The following is a 24,707-nucleotide window of genomic DNA, read 5'->3' as shown; positions in this document are numbered from 1 at the left end:
TATGAGAGAGCCGACGGTGGAGAAATTAAAATATATTTTATTGAGGAAGTCGTAGATGCCCATAAATCAGGCGCTCAAAATACATGAAACAGACTAGAAAGCAAGCAAATAATTCAGAAATATAAAAAAATCAAAGCTAACTTTTCGAGATAAACAGGAACTTATTCTTGATAAGTTTTATAGAAGTAATTTTGCTGTTATAAGGGTGTAATAATTAGCGAGTTAAATGGATTCTATTGAAATTTAAAATTATCCAAGTGGCTTAATAATACAAGTCCTTGCTTAATTTTTTGCCCGTATAAAAAATCTTAACAAAAAAGGTCGTTTATGAATAAACTTACAATTTTAATTCTAATTTCCATTGCTTTAACTTTTGGAAATTGTGGAAAGAAAAGCAATAAAGTACAAGCAGATGGTTCTAGCACAGTCTACCCAATTACTTCGGCTGCTGCAGAAGAGTTTGGTAAGCAAGGAAGCGGTATTCAAGTTACCGTTGGTATTTCTGGAACTGGCGGGGGATTTAAAAAGTTTTGCAATAACGAAACCGATATCTCAGACGCTTCTAGATATATCAAAGAAGAAGAAATCACATCTTGCGCAGGAAAGAACATCGAATTTATTGAGCTACCAATTGGTTATGATGGACTATCCATTGTATTAAACAAAGAAAACGATTGGGCAAAAGAATTAACCATTGAAGATTTAAAGAAAATTTATCAAAAAGATGGTTATGCAAAGACTTGGAAAGAACTAAATCCAAAATGGCCTGATATAGAAATTAAAGCATTTGCTCCAGGACAAGACTCTGGAACTTTCGATTATTTTGCTGAAGAGATTGTTAAGAAAAAAGACAACTTCCGTCAACAAGGTGTAAGCTTTAGCGAAGATGACAACACAATCGTTACCGGTGTTGCTGGAACGAAAGGTGGAATCGGGTTCTTCGGAGTTGCTTATTACGAAAATAACAAAGATAAACTTTCTCTAGCAAAAGTAGTAAACCCAAAAACCAAAGAAGCAATTGAGCCTACTTTCGAGAACATCAAAAGCAATACCTATGCTCCTTTATCTCGACCAATTTTTATCTATGTAAAAGTAGCTTCTACTACAGCAGAAAGTGTGGATAAATTTATCAAATTTTATCTAGACAATGCAGCCAAGTTCACAAAAGAAACTGGATACATTCCTTTACCAGATTCTATTTACGACAAAGTAAAGAAAAGATATTCTGACAAAGTAAAGGGCACGATTGTAAAATCCAAAGAAGACAAACACAAACCTCTAGCAGAACTTTATTAATTGCAGTGGGGAGTGAAAGCTCCCCTTTTATAAGGAAATCATTATGGCAGAAAACAAGGAAAGCTCAGGCAACTTATTAACACAGGCAGTTTCCTGCGGTGATCGATCTAAGGTATTTTCCCGATTTGGTCAAAGACCTTCTTACAGCTTTAAAGAAAGAGCAATTCGTTACACATTGAGATCCTTTTCCTGGATTACGATTGGTGTAACTCTTTTCATTATAACGATTTTATTTTGGGATGCTATAGAGCTTTTTAGGCAATATAGCATTTTTGATTTTCTGACGGGAACTAAATGGGAGCCTTTTGGTGAATCTAAAAAGCTCGGCATATTACCGTTAGTCTCTGGCACTCTCATGATAGCGATTGGTGCCTCTGTTATTTCCTTACCACTAGGATTTGGAACAGCAGTTTATTTAACTCAATATGCAAGTAAGCAGATGGATCGTTTCATGACTCCAATCATTGAAATTCTTTCCGGTATACCAACTGTAGTATTCGGATACTTTGCATTATTCGCAATCACTCCCTTCTTACAAAAAATATTTAACAAAGTAGAATTATTCAATGCTACCTCTGCTTCCATTGTAGTGGGTATTTCCTGTATACCGCTCGTGTCTTCGATTTCAGCAGAAGCAATTCGAGCAGTTCCTCTTTCCATTCGAAATGCAGCCTACGCCGTTGGAATGAACAAGTTCAATGTAGTAACCAAAGTCATTGTTCCCTCTGCCATTTCCGGAATCATTGCTTCTTTTATCTTAGCATTTGCTCGCGCGGTGGGAGAGACGATGGCAGTAACGTTAGCCGCCGGAGCTTCCCCTAATATGGAATGGAATTATTTTATCGGGATTCAAACAATGACAGCATTTATCGTTCAGATTAGTCTCGGCGACACTCCTGCGGGATCAATGGAATACTATACCATTTACGCTGTTGGATTGATGTTATTTTTAATCACTTTCGTATTCAATATGATCGCAACTACGATTATAAAACGATACAGGGAAATCTACAAATGAAAAACGAATTCAACAAAACGAAAGCCAAATACGCTATTTTCGGAGTATTGTTTCAAACCTTCTGTCTTGCGGCTAACTTCTCAGTCATTCTATTTTTAGTCATTCTATTAGGTGATATTTTAATTCAAGGGTATTCTACTCTCAATTGGAATTTTTTAACTAGCTACCCTTCTCGCTTTCATGACAAAGCAGGAATTCTAGCTGCCATCGTCGGAACTTTTTATATGATGCTTCTCACTGCATTAATTTCTGTTCCATTAGGAATTGGGGCGGCGATTTATTTAGAAGAATATGCAAAAGAAACTCGCTTCATTCGATTTGTAAAATTAAACATTCAAAATCTTGCGGGTGTGCCTTCTATCATTTATGGAATTCTTGGTCTTACTCTGTTTGTAAGATTTATGGATTTAGGAAGAAGCTTAATTGCTGCTTCTCTTACGATGGCTTTATTAATTCTTCCCATCATAACAATTGCATCGCAAGAAGCGTTACGCGCCGTACCTCAATCTTTTCGATTGGCAGGATATGGTCTTGGTTTAACAAGATGGCAAGTGATTCAACACCAAGTTCTACCAATGGTTGCAACCGGAATGTCAACGGGCGTAATACTCGCATTGTCAAGAGCGATTGGAGAATCTGCTCCTCTTGTAATGGTGGGAGCATTAACCTATGTTGCCTTTCTTCCTTCGGGACTACTCGATAGCTTCAGTGTATTATCCATTCAGATTTACAATTGGTCTAGCTTTCCACAAAAAGAATTTCACGCATTGGCGGCATCTAGCATTATAGTTTTACTTGCGATGCTATTTGTCCTCAATGTAATTGCAATTGGACTTAGAATATATTTTCAAAACAAGATACGCGGTATCAACAGATGATTTAGGAGATTTTCATGACTGCAAAATTTGGTGTAACAATTGGAGAAAAATCTACGGATGAAAAAACTCCTGTAACAATTCACTGTGAAAATGTAGATATTTTCTACGGTGATTATCCTGCGATAACTGATTTGAATTTAGACATTGAGGAATCCAAAATCACGGCACTCATTGGACCTTCTGGTTGTGGCAAAAGCACTTTCCTAAGATCACTCAATCGAATGAATGATTTTATTGAAGGTAGCCGCGTAACAGGAAAGATACTTTTAAAAGGTGAAGATATTTATGCTCCCGGAATTGATCCTGTAGAAATTCGTCTACGTGTGGGAATGGTTTTCCAAAGTCCAAATCCTTTTCCAAAATCAATTTACGAAAACATAGCACTCGGTCCAAGATTAAATGGATACACAGGAAATTTAAACGAGCTAGTAGAAACAGCCTTACAAAAATCCTATCTATGGGATGAAGTAAAAGACAAACTAAAACAAAATGCATACTCTTTATCAGGCGGACAACAACAAAGACTTTGTGTAGCTCGCGCCATTGCGATGCAGCCAGAAATTTTACTAATGGATGAGCCAACCGCTTCTCTAGATCCAATTTCTACTTCTAAGATTGAAGAATTAATTGTTGAGTTACGAAAAGATTATTCTGTGATTATAGTAACGCATAATTTACAACAAGCCGCACGTATCGGAGACACTACCTGTCTTTTCTATCATGGGAAATTAGTAGAGAAAGGAACTACAGAAGAAATGTTCAATAATCCAAAAGAGAAGCTAACAAAAGATTACCTCAACGGTCGCTTCGGCTAATTAGGATTTACCTTGTCCAAGATAAGCGTCTGTGATATACAAAAAATTGAAAAGAACTTTGAAGAAGTAAAACAAAGATTTCCTGAGATCAATAAAGATATTCAAGTTCCGAGAGATGAGTTCAATGACTTTGTAGCGTATAACATGGTGTTAGCCTATAAACGCTTAAACGAATTATTGATTAATAAGGTAGATATTTTTTCCGAGAAGCATGTTTTAGAAATGTTAGAGCTAAATCATATTGTATTATGTGGTCACAACGAACATTTACGAATGGAATATATGGATCATCTAGATGCAACAAGACAGAGATTCTTTGAAGGACTTCCTCCCATCAAGCGATGGTATAAAAAGCATTACGAACACGATAGAGTCAGTAAAGTAGCGGCTGAAATCTTTGTAGGTGTTCTCAGTCAGCCCCAGCTTTTCATTGAAGGAAATCATAGAACTGGCTCCATCATCGCGAGTTGGATTTTGTTACGTGGAGGAATGCCTCCTTTTGTTCTCACGACTGAAAACGCCAAAGCCTATTTTAATCCCTCTTCGCAAATTAAGTTCAGTGACAAAAGAGTAATCAGTGATAAGTTCAAACTTCCCAAATACCAAAAAAGCTTTCGCATTTTTCTAGAAGATAATATTAAAAAGAAATTCCTAACCGAAGTAGACGGACACAAATCTATCTAAACTCAAATCAAGTTGTCATTCCCGAAATTTTCAGTCGGGAATCTCTACTACTTGAGATCCCCGACAAAAGAAATCGGGGATGACAAATAAAATTAAATCGTAACACTCACGTAAATTCTTTGGAAGAATAAAACTCTAAAGTCTATTCCATGGAACTAGAACTTCAAAGACAACCGAATATATTCGCAGATTTTAAAGGGGACAAGAGACCCATTTTCTCAGCCTATGAATGCGGCAAACTAGCAGTAACCTTACCAGCATTAGAGAAAGAAAATAAATTCTTTTTAATAAACCAATACCTTCGCTTTCAAACACTGCACGAAGAGTATATGGCAAACGACGAGCTAGATTTTCTTCCTGTTTTTGATACAGACTCAAATGAGATCATAGGCTATACGATGCGCCAAAAAATACTAGCGGCATTGAGCAAAGGTCCTTTCTCTAAAGAACTACTGCTGCGTCCAGAAGTAACAGTGCAAAGTGTTTACGACAAAAGAGTTTTGTGTATTGATGCTTATACAAACCTTTCGGAGACTTCCTACTTACTAATGCAAAGAGAGGAAGATATTCGATTCGATCCATTTATCATTACAGTTGATGGATATTTTTATGGAATCTGCTCGATTCAAAAAATTCTAGATGGATTGAATAGTTTTTTAGAAAAAGACATGTCGTTTTGTGAAGTCTCTCAATTAAAAATGATGCTTGAGACAAATAAAAATTTTAAACAGGAATCAAATATGTCAGTTGACTACAAAGTAAATTGTTTGCATGGACCGGGAGGAGATTATGTAGGAACTTTTTCTTTGAGCCCTAACCTTTCTCTTTTTGTTCATTTAGATGTCTGCGGCAAAGGGCTAAAAGCCTCTAATGTAGTCATGGTGATTGGAACTATGCTTAAGACCTGGGTTGAAATGGAAAAACAAGAAGACCTAACGCATTTTAAATTATCCGAAAGGCTTTCGCATTTGAATCGACTAAGTTATAATCTTACTCCGGATGAAATGTATGCGACAGGCGTATTTGTTCTTTATGATAAGTTAAATCAAACGATTGAAGTATTTGATTATGGACACGGATTTATATGGTTAAAAAGAAAAAATAAAGTAGCTAGATTATCCGAATACATGGAAGACTCACAGGCTGACAAAATTGATAAGATGCCTTTCTTTGCTATCAATGAAGACTTGCAATTACAGTCTAAAAAATTCAAAGTCAAACCCGGAGATTTTATTTTCGTTTGCACAGATGGAATCGTCGAACAAAAGAATATTTATAAAGAAGAGTTCGGAACAACGCATATAAAAAAAGTATTAAAAGAATTTGATGGCAAGAACCCTGCCGAGCTAAACGATTTAATTTTAGAAGAATGGGAAGATTTTAGAAAGCATTATAAAATCATGGATGATTATTCTATTTTGAGTATTGCGATATAGTAGGCTCTTTCGCCTGTTGTTTCTTCCTTACTCGTGGCGGATATTGTAACGGCTAATGACACTCTGCCGTAGATGCTGATAGCGAAGATCATTCCGCTTTTCATCTTTTGTGTCAAGTTGAAAGCGAAGTTACATAACTTCGCTTTCAACATCGACTTCAATGCGTTCGATTGATTTGTTTTTAAATATTCTCTCATTTTGTTTCTCCTATGTTGTGTTGTAATGCATTGTCTTTTTTCGCTTGACTAAAATATCGTCTCTCGATACTTTGAGAAAGTGATACAATCTTTCTTCGATAGAGAAACAAAGAAAATATGGAGCAGAACTTACTCCAAAAAATTTCCCGCTTCTTTACAAAGATTAATGTATCAAAAACTTCTTTTGATTGACGTTGCAAAAGATGTAACGGATTTAAATTCTCCACCGGGGAATCGAGGTAAGTATTATGAAAAAAATTCCACCTATTCATCCCGGCGAAATTCTGAGTGAAGAATTTCTCATTCCTTATGGAATTACTGCGGCTGTCCTTGCGAGGGAAATCAAAGTTACCCCCATTCGAATCAGCCAAATACTCAAAGGCAAACGATCGATTACCGTTGATACGGCACTCAGACTTTCTTTTTTCTTTGGCAACTCCCCTGAGTTCTGGCTTGGGCTTCAAACTCATTTTGATATAGAAACGGCAAAGGACAAAATGAAAAAAGTAAATTTTAACATTCGTCCTTTGAAAAAAGTTGCCTAGTAAACCTTTTTTTCAATTATTTCTTTGCCATCTGCGTATTCTCAATTGCACGAAGACGGTCTTCTAGTTGTTGTGATGTCCGTAGAGACGTTGCGCGCAACGTCTCTACCGTATCGCGCAATCTCTTGTTATCCTCTTCCAACGCAAGAAGCTTTTTCTCATTAGCCGCTTTTTCTTTTTCGAGAAATTCAATCTTCTGAGTAACTACACTGACAGAGTCGCTCGTTGAGCGGAGTCGAAACGCAACTTCTTTGAATGACTGCACAAAAGCCGCATTAACCCCTTCCATAGATAACCACTTCATTCCATCCTTATCAGTATCCACCCAATAAGGAAATACTTTCTCTACTTCCTGCGCAATAAATCCAATATGCTTTCCTTCTTTGGCGTTTAATTTCTTCGGGTCTTTCCATTCAAACGTAACGGGGCGCAATTCTGTTAGCTTCTCTAGAAAATTCCCAAGTGGTTGGATATTCTTCTTTAGCCGCTCGTCAGAGTTATTTACCCAGACTCCTGTGCTGTTTCCGGCGGTACCGTTGACTGTTAATAATTGTGAGGGGGTTGTGGTGCCAATACCTACAAAATTAGCTCCACCTGAGTTTATTACATTTATTCCAGTATCGCAAGAACTAGCATTCCCGTTACATATTACTACTCTTCCTGTAACTCCGCCTCCAATAGAGAGAACATTGGTTCCACTAGTAAAACCGACTGCTCCAGCACTGCCAAAACGTAAAACACCATTATTTGTTACGCTAATGTCACCACTAATTTGAAGAGGGTAACTCGGACTCGTTGTCCCAATCCCCACATTGCCAGTATTCCCAGCTATAAACATTGAAGTTCTAAGATAAGTTGAACTATCTGCATATTTGTCAAAATATAAGTCACCATTTCCCCCTTGATTTGAAATCCTCCATGACTTTAAACTAGCACTCACATTTGGATTGATAAATTGTAAATAGGAACTGCTTCCCCCTGTTACGGATAGAGAGCCCCCAACATCCAAAGTATTCGCTGGCGCACTAGTCCCAATCCCCACATTCCCCGCTGTATAATATGCATCATTGCCGTTAGCCGCTTTCGTCCAGTTGGGAATTCCCTCTATCGCAGTCTTCAAACTCGTAATCGTTGTATTCAAATCCGCACTCTTTAATACTTCGCCTGTTGTCCATGTTTTAATCGTGCCCGATATCGCAACGGCTAATATTGTTGTGCCGAAGATTGCAAGGGCGAAGACTACTCCTCCGTAAATTTTTCTTGTTAAATATTCTCTCATTTTGTTTCTCCTATATTGTGTTGTAATGCATTGTCTTTTTTCGCTTGACATTTAATACAAATGACTTAACTGTTTTCAGTATGTCTTCTGAACTTCTTTTAGAAAATATAAGTAGTCTCCCACCTATTGCTAGGCAGGAGATTTTTGACTTTGTCAGTTTTCTCCTTCATAAATATAAAGCTGAAACTTCTATCTCTGATACGGCTAATCAATTCAAACTCTCCGACAAAGGAAAAGAATTTATTGATAAACGACTTGCTCTTATGGAATCTAATCCTAAAGCCTTGTCCTCCTGGGAAGATGTGAAACAAAGACTTTATAAAAAGCACAATTGGAAATCTGCGGATTTTCGCTATTATCCACACAAGCCGTAACCCAGAAATCTGGCAACTTCGAACAGAACTTTTGTAGACTAACATTCCTAATTCCGCATTCCTAATTATTTTTTTGCCATCTGCGTATTCTCTATCGCACGAAGACGATCTTCCAACGTTCCACGCAACCGCGCCATATCATCGCGCAATCTCTTGTTATCCTCTATTAACTTTTGATTTGATTCTTCCAACGCAAGAAGCTTCTTCTCATTAGCCGCTTGTTGGTCGTTCCCTGAGCGGAGTCGAAGGGACTTTTGCTCTTGTGGCTCTTCTCCGAATTCAGGTTGTGCATTATAAGAAAGAATTTTTTCGGCTTCGCCTATTCCTTTTGAAATATATTCCATGCCTAACTCTTTCCAATTGTTTGTCGCTAGGGAATCTTTTCTAGTTCCTAGCAGCAAAACATTGTATGTCCCTACTCTATCCGCTTGCACAATTACTTTTTCCTGTGTCATATCCACATAACCGAATGATGCCGCTGGTTGCTCGGCAGAGGAAACCCATACCATTGGATTTGTATTCAAATGTGTCCAGTATTTTGGAAGTTTGATAAAGAACTTTCCATTTTCGCGCATAACTTTGATTTGCCAACGATAGATATTATCTCCCGCTGTCGGTGACTCTACAAACGAATGTCTGAGTCTTGCATTCTTCGGCATCGATGGATCAGGATGAGCTATATCGAATGTGCCGGAGCCTTTGGAAAGTGCACCTGTTACCGTAACTGCACCTGTTGCATTTGAAATTCTTAGTGGACCATCTAAATAAGTACCAGAGCTATTGTATCTGTAAAACACTAAATCTCTACTCACATTATCATTTAGTCCCCATGCAGCGTTACCATCTGCACCGCTATTCAATTGAAGATAATTTTGATTACCACCGGCAAGTGTAATTTTCATTCCTGCTCCGCTTAATGTAGTAGCATTTACATCCAACTTAGCCACCGGACTCGTCGTCCCAATCCCAACATTGCCTGATGTATCAATAGACATTCTATATTGTGAGGCAGTGTAGTCATAAACATTAAATTTCCCATTATTCGATAAGCCAGATCCTTCTACGGATAGCCCCCAATTTCTTGAATCTGATTTTAACTGTAGTCTCGCAACTTTCGTTGTGCTCGTTGTTTCTGCCAATATCCCCGCATTATCTATCGTTGAATATATGTTTAACGCTGCACTCGGACTCGCAGTCCCTATCCCCACATTCCCCGCTGTATAATACGCATCATTCCCATTAGCCGCTTTCGTCCAATTGGGTATATTCTGAATAGCCGTTTGTAGACTCGCAATCGTAGTATTCAAATCAGCGCTCTTTAACACTTCGCCTGTTGTCCATGTTTTAATCGTGCCGGATATTGCAACGGCTAATATTGTTGTGCCGAAGAAGCCGATAGCGAGGAGCATTCCATTACGAACGATCCGTAGAGGCAATTCACGAATTGTCCTTACGATTGTGGTGGTGGTGTTTTGTTTATTCATATCATTATCCTTTATAGGTTGGTTGTTTTGTTTCATTGGTATTCTCCATAGTGTGTTATCAGTTTGCTTTGGTGCATTTCGAATCCCCCCTAGCCCCCCTTTGGCAAGGGGGTAATTGCTCTAAGCCGCACTTAGAACTGGCGTCTCCCTTGCTAAAGAGGGAAAGAGGGGGATTCTTACCCCTACTGAATATTTCCATCATCCAATTTAGAATTATCCATTGTCATTGCATTGACTCCGGCAGCGGCTATTGTTACTTTACTGATGAGAATCGTTACAACGGAATTTTGGCAGGTAAGTTTTATTTTTTGGCTCAGCGTATCATAGCCAGTAGCCGTTACGCCTACTGTGACATCCGTTGTAGTCGATTCAATTCCAGCAATGCTAAAACTACCTGCTTCATCGCTCAGTGTTACAAGCGAAGAAGCTGTATCCGTTGAAATTCTCGCGTTTGGAATGTTTACTAAAGAGCTGGTGTCCTTTATTTTTCCGCTGATTTTCTTTGTCGAAATCGCGGGAGTATCTGTATCACATGTCACTGTTATTCCAACAGTCCTCACAGAGTTCAATCCGCGTTGGAAATTCAGAATTGCTTTCCCCAGCAAGCTAGAAGTATTTGAGCTTTTGTAATCGCAACCAGTTACAGCAAATGCGAATAGTCCTAAGATGCATACACTCACGAGGAAGCTGTTCGAGGTGACTGTTTTAAAATCCTTTTTATTATTCATTCTATTCTCCTTTAAAAATTAAAATCGTATTTGATATTTACTTCTCTGTTCCAATTTCCGTTTTGGTAGTTGGAATAGGTGTTGAGCTTAAACCCGTCTGTCTTGGCATAGGGATTGGTGTTGAAGAGCGAGTTACCTCCTGCGACAGCATCATGTCCTCCAAATATGATAACATCGAGTAAGTTAATCGCATACACTCCAATGAATAACACCGATGCAAGCGAAGCAGTATTAGCCGCACTATCCATCTTTCCAGAAGCACTGTTTGCCAGAGAATAGGTAATCAATCCCAATGGATTAAATGTATTTCCAGAAGCAATGAATACGAGCGTATCGAGTCTCTCTTTTGAGGCTACGTCTGATTTTGCGCTTTGATAGTTTGCATTTGCTACGAGTAGACCTGCTCCAAAAAGAAATCCCGCACCCATAAAAGAAAGTCCTTTGATTCTTTCTCTTCTATTGTCCACCGCAATCCCGCTATACAACTGACCCCAACCGGGGATAATAGCAGATCGCCACAACATTCCCTTCTTAGTCACAACCACGGATTGTCTGCTGAATTTCTTTACGATCGACTCTACGCCATCTGATATTTTATCTAGAGACTCAATTGTTTCGGTTTGTTCGTTGTCAATTTTCCCGCTTCCTACATCTATAATTTTAGCGGATATCGAATACGCCGTGTTAAACTTCGTAACACTTCCCACTAAAATCTTTTCTGCACCTAGTTTTTTAGTCGCATCCGTGATTTTGATTTCATCATAAAGTCCCAACTGCTGATCGGCTATTTCTTTTAACCGTTCTTTCGTAGAGCCTCTATCTAAAACTGTATACCTTCCCTGTTTTCCAATCCCACTGCTCACTTTCTCGCTGATAGATTGAAGCTGTGCTTCTTTTAAACTTCCATCTGATTTAAAATTCAGCACTGCCAGTGTAGGCAACTTCGCCTGCGCAAATAGACTAGAAGCAGCTAATAGCAAATAGACCAACAAGCTCAATCCAAGAAACTTTGAAGATTTGAGATATGATTTACCAACTAACGTTTTACCCTTAATTTCTAATTTTTGACCATTTGATTTCATAATTTTAAAAAAAATAATTCGGAATATATAGGCAATATATTTTTTCTGGAATTTACTTTTTTTACATATATCGCCTAACGTTTCATGCCATTTTTTTAAAGACGGCGATTTTTGTATATACTCAATTTTAGGTAGATTTTAAGTTTTTTTACAATTTTCGGATTTTTCCGTTTTCGTCAAAAATCCCTTTGTTTTTGCTGTTTTTCAAAAAGTCACAAAAACTATACTCTATTTACTCAAGTATATACCAAGGCTATTCGAATTCAAAGGTTTTTAAAAAATGCATTTGGCGCTGAGGCAAGAATACACAGAGAGATTTTTTAGATATAATAATTTGAATTCGAGCGTTGTATTTTTTTGTTATTTCGACTAACCAGTATTAGTCGCTCTGTTAAAAGGAATCATCCTAAATCAAAATATTATCAGAGCTATTGCTTAGCGAAACTGCACATATTTAAAAACTATCGTATCTTGTATCAGTATTCACCGGTGGTAATCGTTTTAATTCTATTCTAATTTTTAAAATACCGATTGAACATAGCCATTCCATTGGAGAAAGTTCTAAGTCCATCAAAGTCTTTTTGTATGGAGAGCGGATAAATAGGATTACCCTTATTGTCAATGTAACCCTCTCTATAAGTGAACTCGGCAAATGAATTTTGATCTTTTTGGAAAGTTTCACTGGTTCGAATAAAGGCAACTCCATCGCTAAAAGGCTCGCAACTAAAAAGCTCTCTTCCATCGACTGAGTCTAATGCCTTTTTACCGGTGGGATTTATATAGTAAGACTTTGTATTTCCTCTTTCGTCTGAAATAGACGTAACGCAGGCAAGTCCGCTAGAAAAACCCTTAGCGAACTCAAAGCTCGAATTGTATTGATTCTCTCCTTTTTTATTGATAAAAAAATATCCACTCTTACTTATAGGATCTACTTTCAAATTATTGACCACGGCAAATCCATTTGTAAACGGAGTCACTTGCAAATAAGTAAAAGGAATCACCATTTTCCCTGAGGTGTTTATATAGCCCCAGAGGATAACAGTATTTGTTCCAGACACTACACTGATTACACTTCCAGGCACTCCACCTATTAGGTCTGAGAATTTCTTTAGAGTATCTGGACTATCAATATTAACCGCTACAGCCGCCATGCCTTCTGAAAAACTACGTATTTCATAGTAGCTGTCTTTTGTAATCATCTCGCCCGCTAGATTTTGGAAGCCCCATCCGTCGGGAGTCTTTACCGGTAACAATCCATCCGCATAAGAATGATTATCCCTTTCTAACGAAGTGGTTCTATCTTTATCAGTCGCAATGATTTTTCCTTCTTTGTTTATATATCCGTGTAAATGATTTGCGAAACCGGATCTTTTTGTATATTCTAACGTAACACGCGCAATTCCATTTCTAAATTCTCCAGCAGAATAAAAAGAAGGGCTAATCACCATCTCCCCCGTCTTGTTGACATAACCCCAGTTCTTTGCCGAATAAGCATCATTTACCTTAACCGCAGCTAAGCCTTCTGAGAATTCCTTTGCATCAAAGTAATTTGCTTCAATCACACGATTGTCTTTCTTATCAATAAATCCCCAGAGATTATTTTCATATTTTACATTTGCTAAATCCTCTTTGAATGGATGAGCCTTTTTGTATTTGGGAGGAATTGTTTCTTTTCCTTTTTTATCCATATAACCAAATAGAACTTTTCCTTCGCTTTTTGGGCTAAAAATAATTTCAAAGATTGTGCATCGGATATTTAAAAAAAGAAAAGAGATTAGAATCATTTTATTAAACAGTTTCATAGTTTTAAACCCTCATAATCAATTTTAATGACAGTAGTCAAATTCAATTTTTCCCTTTATGCTTCCGCCTTCTTGGAATTTACAGTCTAATTCCAATTTGCCTCTTAACGCACGAACTTTATTTACCATCACATTTGTTGGTTCTATTTTAATTTTATACACACTGCAAGATTCTTTTGAAATAAAAATCTCTTTGCAGTCATCGTAATCATCCGATTGACAGGAATCGGGAAGTCTCAATTTAATTAACTTACCTCTGATTGGATCAATGATACCAGTTAAAACAAGTCCTTTGTTTTCTGTTTGCGTAAGAATGATTCCGTAAAATTGCATTCTCGCTCCCGAATAGCAGCCCGTTGGATTCAGAATAAAATCTCCAGTTGGATTTCCCCTTGCAATGATTTCTCCCTGAATCACAGAAGAACAACTCTCTGTAAAAAAAGGCAAAAGATAAAGCCAGCAATCATAACTCGAAATGTTTTCATAAGTTAATTTCTTTTTATCACATTTTCTGCTCTTTGTAAAGAAGGAAATGGATTAAATGCGGTTTGTATTTAGGAAGGATTCACCTTTGCTGCTTAGCGTCTTTGCGAGATATTTTCCAAGCTCTTTCGAATGCAATGCCAAAATTATCTCTAACTCTGGGCTTAGCGTCTGTCCAGAGTTTATCGAAGCTTGGCAAATCTTTATTCCCAATCACAAGTCTTTAATACAATGTCTTCAATCTTTGTAATACTTGGATTTTCTCCGCAGAGAGGACAGGCTTTGTTTTTGGGGATGGAAATTTTTCTAAACTCCATTGTCTTTGCATCCACTGAAAGGATACTACCAAATAGCCCCTGCTCTTGACCGAGTAAGAATTTAATAGACTCCGTTACTTGTATAGAGCCAATGATGCCCGCGACACTACCGATTACTCCTGCTTCGCCGCAATTGGGGACACTGTCTGCATCCGGCGGAGAATGAAAGATACATCTATAGCAAGAAGTTTGCTTTGGTAGAATTCCTATGACCTGTCCTTCAAATCTCAGAATACCCGCAAGGATAAGAGGGATATTTAAAAAATGACAGGCATCGTTTACTAAGAACTTTGTTTCAAAATTATCAGATCCTTCAATGATTAAATTGGAGCCCTGAAAAATTCCTTCTATATTGGAAGCGGTTAATCTCGCATTTTGCGAAAGAATGCTCAAATTGGGATTTAGACTCCGCAATACCGACTCCGCTTCTTCCGCCTTATCCTTATTAACCGATGAAGTGTTGTAAAGAATCTGGCGTTGTAGATTGGTAAGATCAACTTTATCAGAGTCAATGATTTGAATTGCTCCTACTCCCGCAGCGGCTAAGTAGTATAAGACGGGACTTCCAAGCCCCCCTGCTCCTACTACTGTAACCATTGAGTCTTTTAATTTCTCCTGTCCTTTTCTTCCTACCTCGGATAGTAAGATATTTCTAGAATAACGCGTTAGCTCTAATGTGGATAACACGGATTACTCTTTGAACTTTTTCTTGATTCTGTCAATTAAATCAGCAACAAATTCATCACTTCTGTGATTGATATCCGAGTATTGCACTGCTGACTTTGCATCTGCCTCGTATCCATTTTTGATTGCGATATTCACAATGGAAGCAAGACAGGCATAGACCACATCGGAATTCGATTCAGACATGATTTTATTTTTGAGAGCAGTAGTAGAACTTCCTTTTTCTTGGATATACCCGAGCGCATTCGCGCAGGCTACGGCTACTCGCGAATTGTCGGTTGTCTTAAGAACCTCTTGTATTTCAGATAGATATTTTGACTCTTGTTTTTCTTTTCCAAGAAAATGACATGCAGAAATTTTATCTGAATCCGATCCAGATGATAAATTTTTTACATGCACTTCGACCGGCACCTCAGCAGATATAGAAACGCTCAAGATAAAAACACAAAGAGCAAACCAAAGTTTGTTTAACATAGACACCACACTCCTAATTATTTTTTAAACTAATTCAACCTAAGTTTATGTGCAATGATTTTACTAATAGCTTAATTCAATTCAAAAAAAGCAAATAAAAAGATAAAAAAACAAAGACTAACTAATGATAAACTGCCATTCTCTGTGCCTCCTTGCCTCGATGGCAACGACTTTACGGAAAGCCAAGAAACAAGACTAGTCAAAAAATATCACTTGCATATTTTAAAGCATTCTATTATTCTTATCCCATAAATTATGAAAAAAATACTATATTACTTAATCCTAATCGTTATTTCCCTTCAATTCTCAGCTTGCAGTTCACAGGAAGTGAAAGAAGAGCAGCCGGATGATATTTTAGAAGAAGAACTCAGAGCTGAGGCTGAGCCCATTCGAGAAATCCGCGAGCGCGATTTGAAAGAAGAAGTCAAAAAACCGGTTCGAAAAAGGTAAAGGACTATTAGTTGCTTTCAATTGAAAAACTTTTTCTCTCTTTATTACCTATTCCTCTTTTTATTCTTTTATATCAGAGGCATTTTCTCAAGAACTCTCGGTTTAGCGTTTTCCTAGACGCTTTTTTATATGGTGTCCTGCAAGCAGCATTACTACTCCTAGTATTTCCTTGGTTGGATGATTTTTTTGAGAGCGATACCAAGATTCTTACAGGCTTCATCAATGCAGCACTCTTCGAGAAAACAACTGCATTTTTGTTTTTGTTTTTTCTTTTTAAAAAACAATATTCCAAGCTCAATGTCAATGAGAGTGTTTGCTTTGGAATGTTTTTAGGAATTGGTTTTTCTGCTTTAGAAAATATTTTCTACGCCATCCAAACAAATTCCTCCATGATTTTTTTGCGGATGTTTACTTCTGTTCCACTGCATATTACTACCTGTGGGATAATAGCCTATTACCTCGCGCTAAGACAGGCTTACTACACGACCAAGAATAGAACTAGCAATTTAATTTATGCTTATACCATTCCACTTTTGTTTCACGGGATTTATGATTCCTGTCTTTTGATTGGAAATGAAATTACGTATGTGATTGGTCCGGAATTGGTTTTTTTAATTCTTGCATTGGAATACTTAATGGCTCGTGCACTCGCACTACCCCATACGAGTGAATTAGAAAAACAAAATATTTCCCTTGAAGACTGGGAGGCAATCCAACTACAACCTCAGTATGAAAGATGGATTATCCGCTCAATGGGAAAAAAGAATGCCGAATTTGTTCCTTTCTTTTCTATTTCAATTGGTGTCAAAAGAGGAATCGCCATCGGATTGTTGCTGTTAGTCTCTGTAGTTTTTTATCTTTTTCAAGCTCAACTCATTTATATTTTTGATTTAAAACTGAACGATTTTGAAATGATTACACTGTTTGCCATTTACCCCATCGTGCTTGGATTTAATTTATTTTTACTAGGCGCAATCAATCCAGAATATTTCAAAAACAGTATCATTAGCATTCCTATCATCATGGAAGTAAACGTAGAAAAGGGTCTCGATACAAAGTCAATGGTTGGCTCCGATGTGACTTCATTTAATAGTTTTCTTAGGACTTTTGATACACTCGAGATTGGACACAAATTAGAAATTTCTTATCTATATTCTGATTTTAAATCTCCTACAATTAAAGGAACTGTGATTTGGGATAACCACGAAGACTTTGAGCGACCGATGGGAAGTATCGTTCGATTTGAAACACTCCCGAAAGGCTTTCATCGTTTTCTATTTCAATATGAACTTTACAAATTAGGAAAAGGAATTTTATACAATCTCAAATTTCCAGGCTTTAAGAAGATTAGAAAACTATTTGTAAAAGAATCAACTGTGATGGAGCATAATAACTATTATACCGCCGGAACCATTCTTTTCAAAGAAGGCGAAACTGGAAAAAAATTCTATCTCCTAAAAAAGGGAAGTATTGAAGTATGTAAGCACACAGAGGCAGGAGAGAAAATTAGTTTAGGATTTGTAGAAGCTGGAGAAATTTTTGGAGAGATGTCCATCCTCGGAAATCAACCAAGATCAGCAAGCGCAGTCTGCATGACAAACTGTGTAGTGGCAACAGCAGATGGTGATAACCTGGAAGCTCTTATAAAAAGTAATCCCGACTTTTCATTGAAACTGATTCAAACTCTCGCTACTAGAATCGGATATTCGGAACGACTTTTGAAAAACAGAATGCAAGAAATCGAAGATCAATTAAAAATTGAACAGCAAAAAAATAAAATCCTAGAAGATAAGATAAGTATGCTCCCTTCCCCAATCACTAGTCCAAAAATTTCTCAACACTCAAAGTATCGCAAACGACGAAAATCCTCAAGTTAATTACTTTTTGACAGTTTTTACTTTAATTTCTAGTCCATATATACAAAGATGGAAAAAAATCCCCGTGGAGGATCAATATGAAACAAATTCTTTCAATAGTATTCGTTTTGGCTATCGCCCTAGTAGGTTGCGATCAAAAGAAAAAACAACTCATTCCAATTCAAAGTCTTGCTCAAGAGTCAGCACCAACAACTACGAGTGTAGGAACTACAGGTAATAGCGCGAATACGGCTAACACAAATAATCCTGCAAGCGTTGCTACTGTGAGCATACCAAGTTCTACCTCTACCGCGACAACTTTAGCTGATGCACAACCCAGTGCTACGGTTACAGTCAATCCTAGCGGCAACACACCATTTACCTACCAAACAAATACAACTATTCCAGTTAATATGACCGTTACGGATAATCAGGGTAATCCTGTAAGTCCAGCCACTGTCACGATTACAAATCCAACAGAGAATAATGTGCTATTACAACAAGTCACTGATGCAAGTGGAAATGTTACAGGTAGCGTAACAGTTCCTAGCACAACGACTCAAGTAAATGTAACAATAACATCAGGAGGCTCGACAAGTCAGCCTGTAGTTGTTCCACTGCAAGTCCCAGTCACTACAAATGGAACTTCAACGAATCAACCAATTAGTTCTATTGGAAATGTTACACTTCCAATTTCTAATCCAACCGGCAATGGAACACAAATCGCTGATAGAGATGGAGATGGAATTGACGACCAACATGATTTTTATCCGGATGATCCTAAAAAAGCTACGAAGATTCGTTTTCCTGCAACTGGTGTAAATACAATTTCCTTTGAAGATTTATATCCGAACGCAGGGGATGCAGATTTAAATGACTATGTAGTCCAATTTTACAATGAAGAAGATTTGAATGCACAGGGTCAAATTGTAGAAGTGCGTGGAGCATACCAGCACGTAGCCAGAGGTGCAGGTTATCGTCATAAACTGAATCTTCTATTTCCAAATACTGTAAACATTTCCTTCGAAAGCACAATTACAGATGCAGCAGGCGTTCCAAATAACACTGGACTAACGATATTTACCCCAACAAGTGCTCAGCTAGACGCAGGTTTAACAATACTTGGTAACAGTGCAAATACAATTAGCTCCCAAAACGTTGAGTTAAATCAAACTTATGCGCCAGGTCATGTATCAAAGATCAAGGTTATTTTTAATACACCAGTAGCAAGAAGTGTAGTCGGTTCTGCGCCTTACAATATTTATCTGCAAGTCATCAACACAAACCAAAATATTTTCTTTCCTGGAAGATACTTTGATGCAGAAGGCAAAGATCTGTATATGGACTCAAATGGATTTCCTTGGGCAATCATGGTTCCGGGCGTTTGGGCTTGGCCTTTAGAGAGACAAGATATTAGAAATGCAAGTGTTACCGGTTACTCACGATTTAACTCTTGGGCAACATCAAAAGGAGTGAACGACAAGGATTGGTATACAACAGTAACAAGTGGTAAAGTTTATCCTCTTCCTTCTGAGCCAAGCAATTTACTTGCTTACTTAAAAGGAACTGAGTCAAATACAAATCTTTTCATTGCTATATCTCTTGCCGTCTTTGGTATTTCCATGGGCATAATCCTTCGCAAGAAATTAAAATCAGCATAATTTGAAAACATGGTGAGCCAATGCATTGACTCACCATGTTGTCCCTCTATAAATTAAAAAGAACTGATTACTAGGTGAAGGCGAAGGTCGCGAATATATGAAGCGAAGGGTGGAATGAACACCGATAAGAGAATGAAAAAAATCATTTGGATTCAAGCCAAATGATAAATATTAAAGACCTATCGCATCCTTTATCGGTGCTCTCGGTGTTCATCGGTGGTAATCTTTAATTAATCTTTATTCCCATTTAGCCAGTTTCTTTTGTGTTTTCTCTACAAAACCTAGAATCTGATTATTCTTCAAAGTATAAAAAACTAGACTACCAATAATGAATAGCCCTGCAAAAGATAAAAGAATAAATCCCATGCGCTGATCTCTAAGTCCTGTTTGCAAAAGATTAGCAGCAAGATTGAGCGTAAAAAAGCTTACTCCCATAAATAAATAAGAGCGAATCTGAAAAATCATTCCAGCAGAGATTCCTAAAAGACAGAGCATTCCAAATACAACAGCATACATTGCGTCTGACGCACGCCCCATTTCAAAACTAATATTTACAGCGGCAGGTAAATAGAGAAGTAAGCCTCCTCCAATACGAATGATCTTTCTTGCTTGTTCCGTTAGATTTTCTTTATAAATATGTCCTAGAAATAAAGTAAAAAGTCCCACCGGTGCCAAGTAAACTTCAAGTCCTTGAACGTTAGACGCCATAATAGCAGTGAATATAGCGAGATTAGCCGCTACTGCCGCAAGCACTGCATAGATGCGATTAGAAGAAGTGATTGCGAGGGCGGCATACAATGCAGAAGAGAAAGTTGCCATCCCTGCATTTCCATAATTAAACTCTGTAGGTAGAACCATCGCAGCCACTACAGGCATGATAGCAGCAAAACGACGAGTGCTTTCTTGTAAGGGAGGAATTTCAGCTCTACGTGCAACCGTTGTTATCCCCGTTAATATAAAACCAAAGACTAATGCTACGATTGCATCAACCTCAGGAGTCAAGACTTCAGGAAAAGCAGGCTTTAAAGCTATGTAGAGAGTAGCAATCGATGTTTGGGTAAAATAAATATGCCGCGGTTTTTTATATAGAATAGAAGTAAAAATAGAAATAAGAATCACTAAAAGAATTGCAGAGATCAAAGCATACTCATTAAACAGTAAACCTGATGGAATGTTCAATCGAACAAAGATGGCAATCAAAAATCCAATCATTAAGATTAAAACATCTGATCCATAAAGCAGACCTATTGAAAAATCCTCACGCTTCTTTCTTATAAGAAGAGAGCAGAAATTAGCCAAACCTATCACGATAGAAAGTATAAGTGCAAAGTAAGGAATCATCCCCGGAAGGGAATTAACAGTATTAGCCTCCGAGCAAAAACTATACTCACATAATAGAGGAAAGGAGGTTATTCCTGAAAAACCAAATACAATCACGCTCGCCATAGCGGCAAACGTTGTAAGCCCCGCAATCCATTGAAATGCTCCAATAAACAAAGACATAGAACCAATAAATAAGCTAATCCCCAAGGTAAAGGTTTGCATCCATACTCCGCCGAGTCCTAAGAACATAGCAAGAATTAAACCGGGAACCGCATTATCGAAACTAGCCGCAGACAAACTAGCAAGCGCGTATATGATACCTATTCCTGAATAAATAAAAGCTCCTGCATGAAAACTTTCTAGAATTCTACTATAAGGCTTCTTCGAAATAGAACTAAATGGCTTCACCGCAATAACCATAAGAAGAGCAATGACTGCAAATACAGGTCCAATCGTAACAGGATATATAGAGTCCCGATGCGCCATACCATGTAAAATTAGAATTCCACTAATCGCGAAAGAAGCATTTCCTTCTCTAGAATAGCGGGCAAATATGAGTAATGCGCTCGCCAATAGTGCAATCCATGCAGGTGTAATAAATGCGTATTGAAAAGCAATGATAGAAATCATTCCAATGCATATAAATGACCAAGCTACGAAAATAGATTGTAAAGGGAGATAGTCTTCGCGTTTAAAAATAATTTTTCGCATTGCTGCACCAAGTGCACTCAATGGTAGAACCAATACAAATAAAGCATACATAGCACCTGCGAATGCAATCCCTGTTGTCGCGCGGATAATCAATATTGCCTGATTCAAATTCGGGGGTAAAAAGTAAATTGGATTTAACCAATCTCCGCTCCTAGATGCTTGTTCGGTAATGACAGGAACCCATCGACTTCCGGGTAAATCAAGTGGAATTAACTTTGTTCCCAAAATAGCCTCTTGCGCAAAGCTTAATGCAGAGGCTAAAATCATTAACCCACTAGAAATATGTAAAGGAATTACAGTGTTTATAGAACGACTATAGAAGAAAGCGGCGAGTCCTGCTCCGATGAAAAACGTTGGCGGGGTAATATATAAAAAGCGAGAGATATTTGCAGGTTGCAAAAGAAAAATATCTAGGAGTAAAACAAGACCGAGCAAAAGCATTGCCGTCAAAGGAACATGATGATAAAAATTACCCTGTATAGAATTGTCTAACCAATCTGCAATTCTTTGACCAGTAAAAAACAAGACTCGCGAGAATATCCAAAGTGCAATAATTCCAAGGGAAAGATTAAGTCCCACAACGTTAGGCGACAAAGGTCTACCGATTCGATTCGCGACAGCAGCTAATCCAATACATACAAAAATAAGTGCAAGCGAAACAGTTGAACCTCGCAGATAAAAGGAATTGAACGCTCGAGAAAAAAAGGCTAAGACAAAAACAATAGCAAGAATTACTCCCGATAGAATAACAAAATTTCTCTCTGGTTGATCTACAATTCCAAACCATGTAATGGTCAATCCAATGCTATGTAAAACATAAAGGAGAGAAGTAGCCGATAATCCATTTCGAATCAGCACTAATCCATGCGCAGAAAATGGTAACCGTAATACATAAAAAACCTTTCTCGCGATTACAGGTGTTGGGCTAAAATTAGGAAATAGGACACAAAGAACTCCCGCACCTAATGCGATGGAAGCAGCAGCTAACGAAGCATTTGCCGTGCTAATAACATCAAAAGAATTTAATGTTAATCGAAAAACAGCAAGAGAAAGTATCATGGCTCCTATAAAGGAGGTAAGACTACTCCTGTCTCTAAAAGAGCGCATAATTAATAGTATTCCAATAATTATACCAACTGAATTTTCAATAAAACTAGTGCTCGTTACAAATACTAGACTTAAAAAAGAAAGTGCACCGGCGAGAAGAGAAATATCATCAAAAGGTTGAAAATCATAACCCTCCTTTTTGTTTAAAAGCCTTCTTTCAAACTCAATTCCTAAAAGGTAATAAATACTGCTGATTAGACCAAATGCAATTCCCATCCTTGAGAACAACTCGCTGTTAGGCAAAAAATAAATAAGAAGCGTATTCATGAATACAAATATACCAAAGGATGCAGTTAGATGTAACGCAGATCTTGACCAGCCACCTACTTGGTGTGATACGAAGCCATAATAAAGTCCTGTAGCTAAAATCGGAAGCAGTAGAAATACTTCCATATTTTGATTTTGTGGCAAACGAAGTGTAATCGCTAATAGAATAGAACAGGATATTAATCCAACGAAGGTTCCCCAAAAGATTAAAAGTTTTTGCATTCTAATGGATTGTCTTTTTTGAAAAAACATTCCTGTAATGGGAACAAAAGATGCAAACGCAAAAGACCAATGAGTCATTGGGAATATCTCGTATCCAAAAAGGAAGCCAGTGAAAATAGACAATATCATGAATGGATGAATAGACATTTCATGACGGGCGACCGTCGTTAAAAAAAGGACAGTAGAAAGAAGCGGCAAGGTAATATAAACCGCCCGTAAAATTGCAAATACGAATTGAGTTGTATTGGCAGTAATTAAAATGAACATTCCTCCCGCAGAGGAAATAGCTAGCGCAACAGCTAAAAAGAATATTTCGAGAACAACATATAATCTCTTTGTTTCGTTTGTTTTACCCAGAGTTCCGAATGCAGTAACTAATATTGCGGATAAGCCTAAAATCCAGAGAAGAAGAATTCCTAGTTCTAAAGTCCCAAAGGCAAACTGTAGATTACCTTCCATTGGAATTTGGTTTAAACAAACAATCAATACAGAAATGGCAGCATAAATAGAAAGTAAGAATAATCCTTTGCTATAAACCTTTGACTGAATCACTCTACTTCCAACATATCCAACCACCAAAAGAGGAAGGAAACTGAGTAGAATTAAATTTATACTGCTACCTACTAAAGAAGCTATGGATAATAAGGCAAGGGAAGGCAATATGGCTACAATAAAACCTTTAGCCCGTAACTGAAATAATTTAGCTATGATAGATAGGATACCTGAAGTAAGCCCCATTAAAATAAAAAGAGCTATAAGACCTAGGACTATATTTACGCTAAGCACATCAGACACTACAGAAAATGAAACGGGAAGCAATAGAAGAGAAATTACCGAAAGAAGTCTTCCCGTAATAATTGACCTAGTCCCAAGAAATACTCCGAGTGCAGTGAATAAAAATTGATACAAGACAACTGCGCCTAGCACTGTCAAATGACGATTAATCCCTGAAAGCACAAGCCATGCTTCTCTGATTCCCATGATAGAGCCTGTTAATACTAAGAGAGATCCGATGAACCACCAGATGTATTCATTAAATAAAGGACGAAGTCCTGACCAGATTTCAAACGCAGGCTCTTCTTTAATACTTTCCTTAAATGGATCAACGCTGTATTTACCTTTTCTACGTCTAGGTTTTTCGTCCATCTCGGAAAGACTATCTAACCCCGATATACGACTATTATCCTCAGTAAGAATTCCTTCTGTCAAATTCTCATAGCTAGAATCTATTTCTTTGCCGGAATGTGAATATTTATGATTTGCCGCTTTGGGCTTTACTATCATTGGCTCAAAGAGAGAGCCAATACCGACAAAGAAGACTGTGATTAGGCTTTGCACCCACTGTAAGAACAAGCTTATAATTCCAAACGATGGATTTGCTTGCTCTTTTTTCGGCAAATCAGTATTTGCCAATGCATCTTCAATTTCTGTGATTGCTTTCTTACTGACTTTACCCGATGATTGCCAATTCGAAAGATATTCTCTCATCCTTCCAAGAACTAGTTTATCACGATTAATGTTTGTTTCAAGGCTT

The 24,707-nt window shown here is 37.6% G+C and carries 21 protein-coding genes; 11 read left to right on the top strand and 10 right to left on the bottom strand.

Annotation, left to right across the window (positions count from 1 at the left end):
* The first annotated feature begins 327 nt into the window (after positions 1–327).
* The 6 genes from IPH52_11325 (at position 328) to IPH52_11300 (ending at position 6,127) form a co-directional block, all read left to right on the top strand.
* Positions 328–1,296, top strand: coding sequence for a PstS family phosphate ABC transporter substrate-binding protein (locus tag IPH52_11325; GenBank protein MBK7055625.1), 969 nt, complete (start codon positions 328–330; stop codon positions 1,294–1,296).
* Positions 1,297–1,339: 43 nt separating this feature from the next.
* The gene (pstC, locus tag IPH52_11320; GenBank protein MBK7055624.1) at positions 1,340–2,314 is read left to right on the top strand and encodes a phosphate ABC transporter permease subunit PstC; all 975 of its coding nucleotides are present in this window, start codon (positions 1,340–1,342) and stop codon (positions 2,312–2,314) included.
* Positions 2,311–3,192, top strand: a complete 882-nt coding sequence (pstA, locus tag IPH52_11315; protein MBK7055623.1) for a phosphate ABC transporter permease PstA — start codon at positions 2,311–2,313, stop codon at positions 3,190–3,192. Before pstC ends, pstA begins: the two co-directional genes overlap by 4 nt.
* A gap of 14 nt (positions 3,193–3,206) precedes the next feature.
* On the top strand, positions 3,207–4,007 hold the full coding sequence (gene pstB, locus IPH52_11310) for a phosphate ABC transporter ATP-binding protein (protein MBK7055622.1): 801 nt from the start codon (positions 3,207–3,209) through the stop codon (positions 4,005–4,007).
* 12 nt (positions 4,008–4,019) lie between these two features.
* Positions 4,020–4,691 carry a hypothetical protein gene (locus IPH52_11305; protein MBK7055621.1) on the top strand — a complete coding sequence of 224 codons (672 nt, stop codon included), beginning with the start codon at positions 4,020–4,022 and terminating at the stop codon, positions 4,689–4,691.
* 149 nt (positions 4,692–4,840) lie between these two features.
* Positions 4,841–6,127, top strand: a complete 1,287-nt coding sequence (locus IPH52_11300; GenBank protein ID MBK7055620.1) for a SpoIIE family protein phosphatase — start codon at positions 4,841–4,843, stop codon at positions 6,125–6,127.
* Here IPH52_11300 and IPH52_11295 read toward each other — a convergent pair.
* Positions 6,100–6,324, bottom strand: coding sequence for a hypothetical protein (locus IPH52_11295; GenBank protein ID MBK7055619.1), 225 nt, complete (start codon positions 6,322–6,324; stop codon positions 6,100–6,102). The genes IPH52_11300 and IPH52_11295 overlap by 28 nt on opposite strands.
* Before the next feature lie 248 nt (positions 6,325–6,572).
* Between IPH52_11295 and IPH52_11290 the strand changes: the two genes are divergently transcribed.
* Positions 6,573–6,869 carry a HigA family addiction module antidote protein gene (locus IPH52_11290; protein ID MBK7055618.1) on the top strand — a complete coding sequence of 99 codons (297 nt, stop codon included), beginning with the start codon at positions 6,573–6,575 and terminating at the stop codon, positions 6,867–6,869.
* A gap of 16 nt (positions 6,870–6,885) precedes the next feature.
* Here the strand turns inward: IPH52_11290 and IPH52_11285 are convergent, their stop codons facing one another.
* A complete protein-coding gene (locus IPH52_11285; protein MBK7055617.1) occupies positions 6,886–8,148 on the bottom strand; it encodes a tail fiber domain-containing protein in 1,263 nt (420 codons plus the stop codon).
* 80 nt (positions 8,149–8,228) lie between these two features.
* Here IPH52_11285 and IPH52_11280 point away from each other — a divergent pair, with 80 nt between their 5' ends.
* Positions 8,229–8,522, top strand: coding sequence for a DUF2281 domain-containing protein (locus IPH52_11280; GenBank protein MBK7055616.1), 294 nt, complete (start codon positions 8,229–8,231; stop codon positions 8,520–8,522).
* 65 nt (positions 8,523–8,587) lie between these two features.
* Here the strand turns inward: IPH52_11280 and IPH52_11275 are convergent, their stop codons facing one another.
* From IPH52_11275 to IPH52_11245, 7 genes are all read right to left on the bottom strand, one after another.
* Complete coding sequence (locus tag IPH52_11275) at positions 8,588–10,042, bottom strand: hypothetical protein (GenBank protein MBK7055615.1); 1,455 nt, start codon at positions 10,040–10,042, stop codon at positions 8,588–8,590.
* 146 nt (positions 10,043–10,188) lie between these two features.
* A complete protein-coding gene (locus IPH52_11270; GenBank protein ID MBK7055614.1) occupies positions 10,189–10,734 on the bottom strand; it encodes a carboxypeptidase-like regulatory domain-containing protein in 546 nt (181 codons plus the stop codon).
* An 11-nt stretch (positions 10,735–10,745) separates the two neighbouring features.
* Positions 10,746–11,816 carry a hypothetical protein gene (locus tag IPH52_11265; protein MBK7055613.1) on the bottom strand — a complete coding sequence of 357 codons (1,071 nt, stop codon included), beginning with the start codon at positions 11,814–11,816 and terminating at the stop codon, positions 10,746–10,748.
* Between the two features lie 512 nt (positions 11,817–12,328).
* Positions 12,329–13,618, bottom strand: coding sequence for a WG repeat-containing protein (locus IPH52_11260; protein MBK7055612.1), 1,290 nt, complete (start codon positions 13,616–13,618; stop codon positions 12,329–12,331).
* 24 nt (positions 13,619–13,642) lie between these two features.
* Complete coding sequence (locus IPH52_11255) at positions 13,643–14,065, bottom strand: hypothetical protein (protein MBK7055611.1); 423 nt, start codon at positions 14,063–14,065, stop codon at positions 13,643–13,645.
* A gap of 239 nt (positions 14,066–14,304) precedes the next feature.
* Positions 14,305–15,105 carry a HesA/MoeB/ThiF family protein gene (locus IPH52_11250; protein ID MBK7055610.1) on the bottom strand — a complete coding sequence of 267 codons (801 nt, stop codon included), beginning with the start codon at positions 15,103–15,105 and terminating at the stop codon, positions 14,305–14,307.
* 3 nt (positions 15,106–15,108) lie between these two features.
* Complete coding sequence (locus IPH52_11245; protein MBK7055609.1) at positions 15,109–15,576, bottom strand: HEAT repeat domain-containing protein; 468 nt, start codon at positions 15,574–15,576, stop codon at positions 15,109–15,111.
* 255 nt (positions 15,577–15,831) lie between these two features.
* On the opposite strand from IPH52_11245, the gene IPH52_11240 reads away from it, so the two are divergent.
* From IPH52_11240 to IPH52_11230, 3 genes are all read left to right on the top strand, one after another.
* Complete coding sequence (locus IPH52_11240; protein MBK7055608.1) at positions 15,832–16,026, top strand: hypothetical protein; 195 nt, start codon at positions 15,832–15,834, stop codon at positions 16,024–16,026.
* Positions 16,027–16,037: 11 nt separating this feature from the next.
* Positions 16,038–17,903, top strand: a complete 1,866-nt coding sequence (locus IPH52_11235; GenBank protein MBK7055607.1) for a cyclic nucleotide-binding domain-containing protein — start codon at positions 16,038–16,040, stop codon at positions 17,901–17,903.
* Positions 17,904–17,980: 77 nt separating this feature from the next.
* Positions 17,981–19,543, top strand: a complete 1,563-nt coding sequence (locus tag IPH52_11230; protein MBK7055606.1) for an LruC domain-containing protein — start codon at positions 17,981–17,983, stop codon at positions 19,541–19,543.
* A 237-nt stretch (positions 19,544–19,780) separates the two neighbouring features.
* Here the strand turns inward: IPH52_11230 and IPH52_11225 are convergent, their stop codons facing one another.
* Positions 19,781–24,661, bottom strand: a complete 4,881-nt coding sequence (locus IPH52_11225; protein ID MBK7055605.1) for a hypothetical protein — start codon at positions 24,659–24,661, stop codon at positions 19,781–19,783.
* Between the last annotated feature and the right edge of the window lie 46 nt (positions 24,662–24,707).

The sequence above is a fragment of the Leptospiraceae bacterium genome, assembly GCA_016708435.1.
Classification (GTDB): Bacteria; Spirochaetota; Leptospiria; order Leptospirales; family Leptospiraceae; genus UBA2033.
The sequence above is the reverse complement of the archived record's forward strand: the minus strand, read 5'-3'. Positions and strand labels throughout refer to the sequence as shown.

What these genes read in the sequence shown, in the direction of transcription:
- IPH52_11325 (MBK7055625.1), top strand. Translation starts at nt 328, where the DNA reads ATGAATAAACTTACAATTTTAATTCTAATTTCCATTGCTTTAACTTTT.
- pstC (MBK7055624.1), top strand. Translation starts at nt 1,340, where the DNA reads ATGGCAGAAAACAAGGAAAGCTCAGGCAACTTATTAACACAGGCAGTT.
- pstA (MBK7055623.1), top strand. Translation starts at nt 2,311, where the DNA reads ATGAAAAACGAATTCAACAAAACGAAAGCCAAATACGCTATTTTCGGA.
- pstB (MBK7055622.1), top strand. Translation starts at nt 3,207, where the DNA reads ATGACTGCAAAATTTGGTGTAACAATTGGAGAAAAATCTACGGATGAA.
- IPH52_11300 (MBK7055620.1), top strand. Translation starts at nt 4,841, where the DNA reads ATGGAACTAGAACTTCAAAGACAACCGAATATATTCGCAGATTTTAAA.
- IPH52_11295 (MBK7055619.1), bottom strand. Translation starts at nt 6,324, where the DNA reads ATGAGAGAATATTTAAAAACAAATCAATCGAACGCATTGAAGTCGATG.
- IPH52_11290 (MBK7055618.1), top strand. Translation starts at nt 6,573, where the DNA reads ATGAAAAAAATTCCACCTATTCATCCCGGCGAAATTCTGAGTGAAGAA.
- IPH52_11285 (MBK7055617.1), bottom strand. Translation starts at nt 8,148, where the DNA reads ATGAGAGAATATTTAACAAGAAAAATTTACGGAGGAGTAGTCTTCGCC.
- IPH52_11280 (MBK7055616.1), top strand. Translation starts at nt 8,229, where the DNA reads ATGTCTTCTGAACTTCTTTTAGAAAATATAAGTAGTCTCCCACCTATT.
- IPH52_11275 (MBK7055615.1), bottom strand. Translation starts at nt 10,042, where the DNA reads ATGAAACAAAACAACCAACCTATAAAGGATAATGATATGAATAAACAA.
- IPH52_11270 (MBK7055614.1), bottom strand. Translation starts at nt 10,734, where the DNA reads ATGAATAATAAAAAGGATTTTAAAACAGTCACCTCGAACAGCTTCCTC.
- IPH52_11265 (MBK7055613.1), bottom strand. Translation starts at nt 11,816, where the DNA reads ATGAAATCAAATGGTCAAAAATTAGAAATTAAGGGTAAAACGTTAGTT.
- IPH52_11260 (MBK7055612.1), bottom strand. Translation starts at nt 13,618, where the DNA reads ATGAAACTGTTTAATAAAATGATTCTAATCTCTTTTCTTTTTTTAAAT.
- IPH52_11245 (MBK7055609.1), bottom strand. Translation starts at nt 15,576, where the DNA reads ATGTTAAACAAACTTTGGTTTGCTCTTTGTGTTTTTATCTTGAGCGTT.
- IPH52_11240 (MBK7055608.1), top strand. Translation starts at nt 15,832, where the DNA reads ATGAAAAAAATACTATATTACTTAATCCTAATCGTTATTTCCCTTCAA.
- IPH52_11230 (MBK7055606.1), top strand. Translation starts at nt 17,981, where the DNA reads ATGAAACAAATTCTTTCAATAGTATTCGTTTTGGCTATCGCCCTAGTA.
- IPH52_11225 (MBK7055605.1), bottom strand. Translation starts at nt 24,661, where the DNA reads ATGAGAGAATATCTTTCGAATTGGCAATCATCGGGTAAAGTCAGTAAG.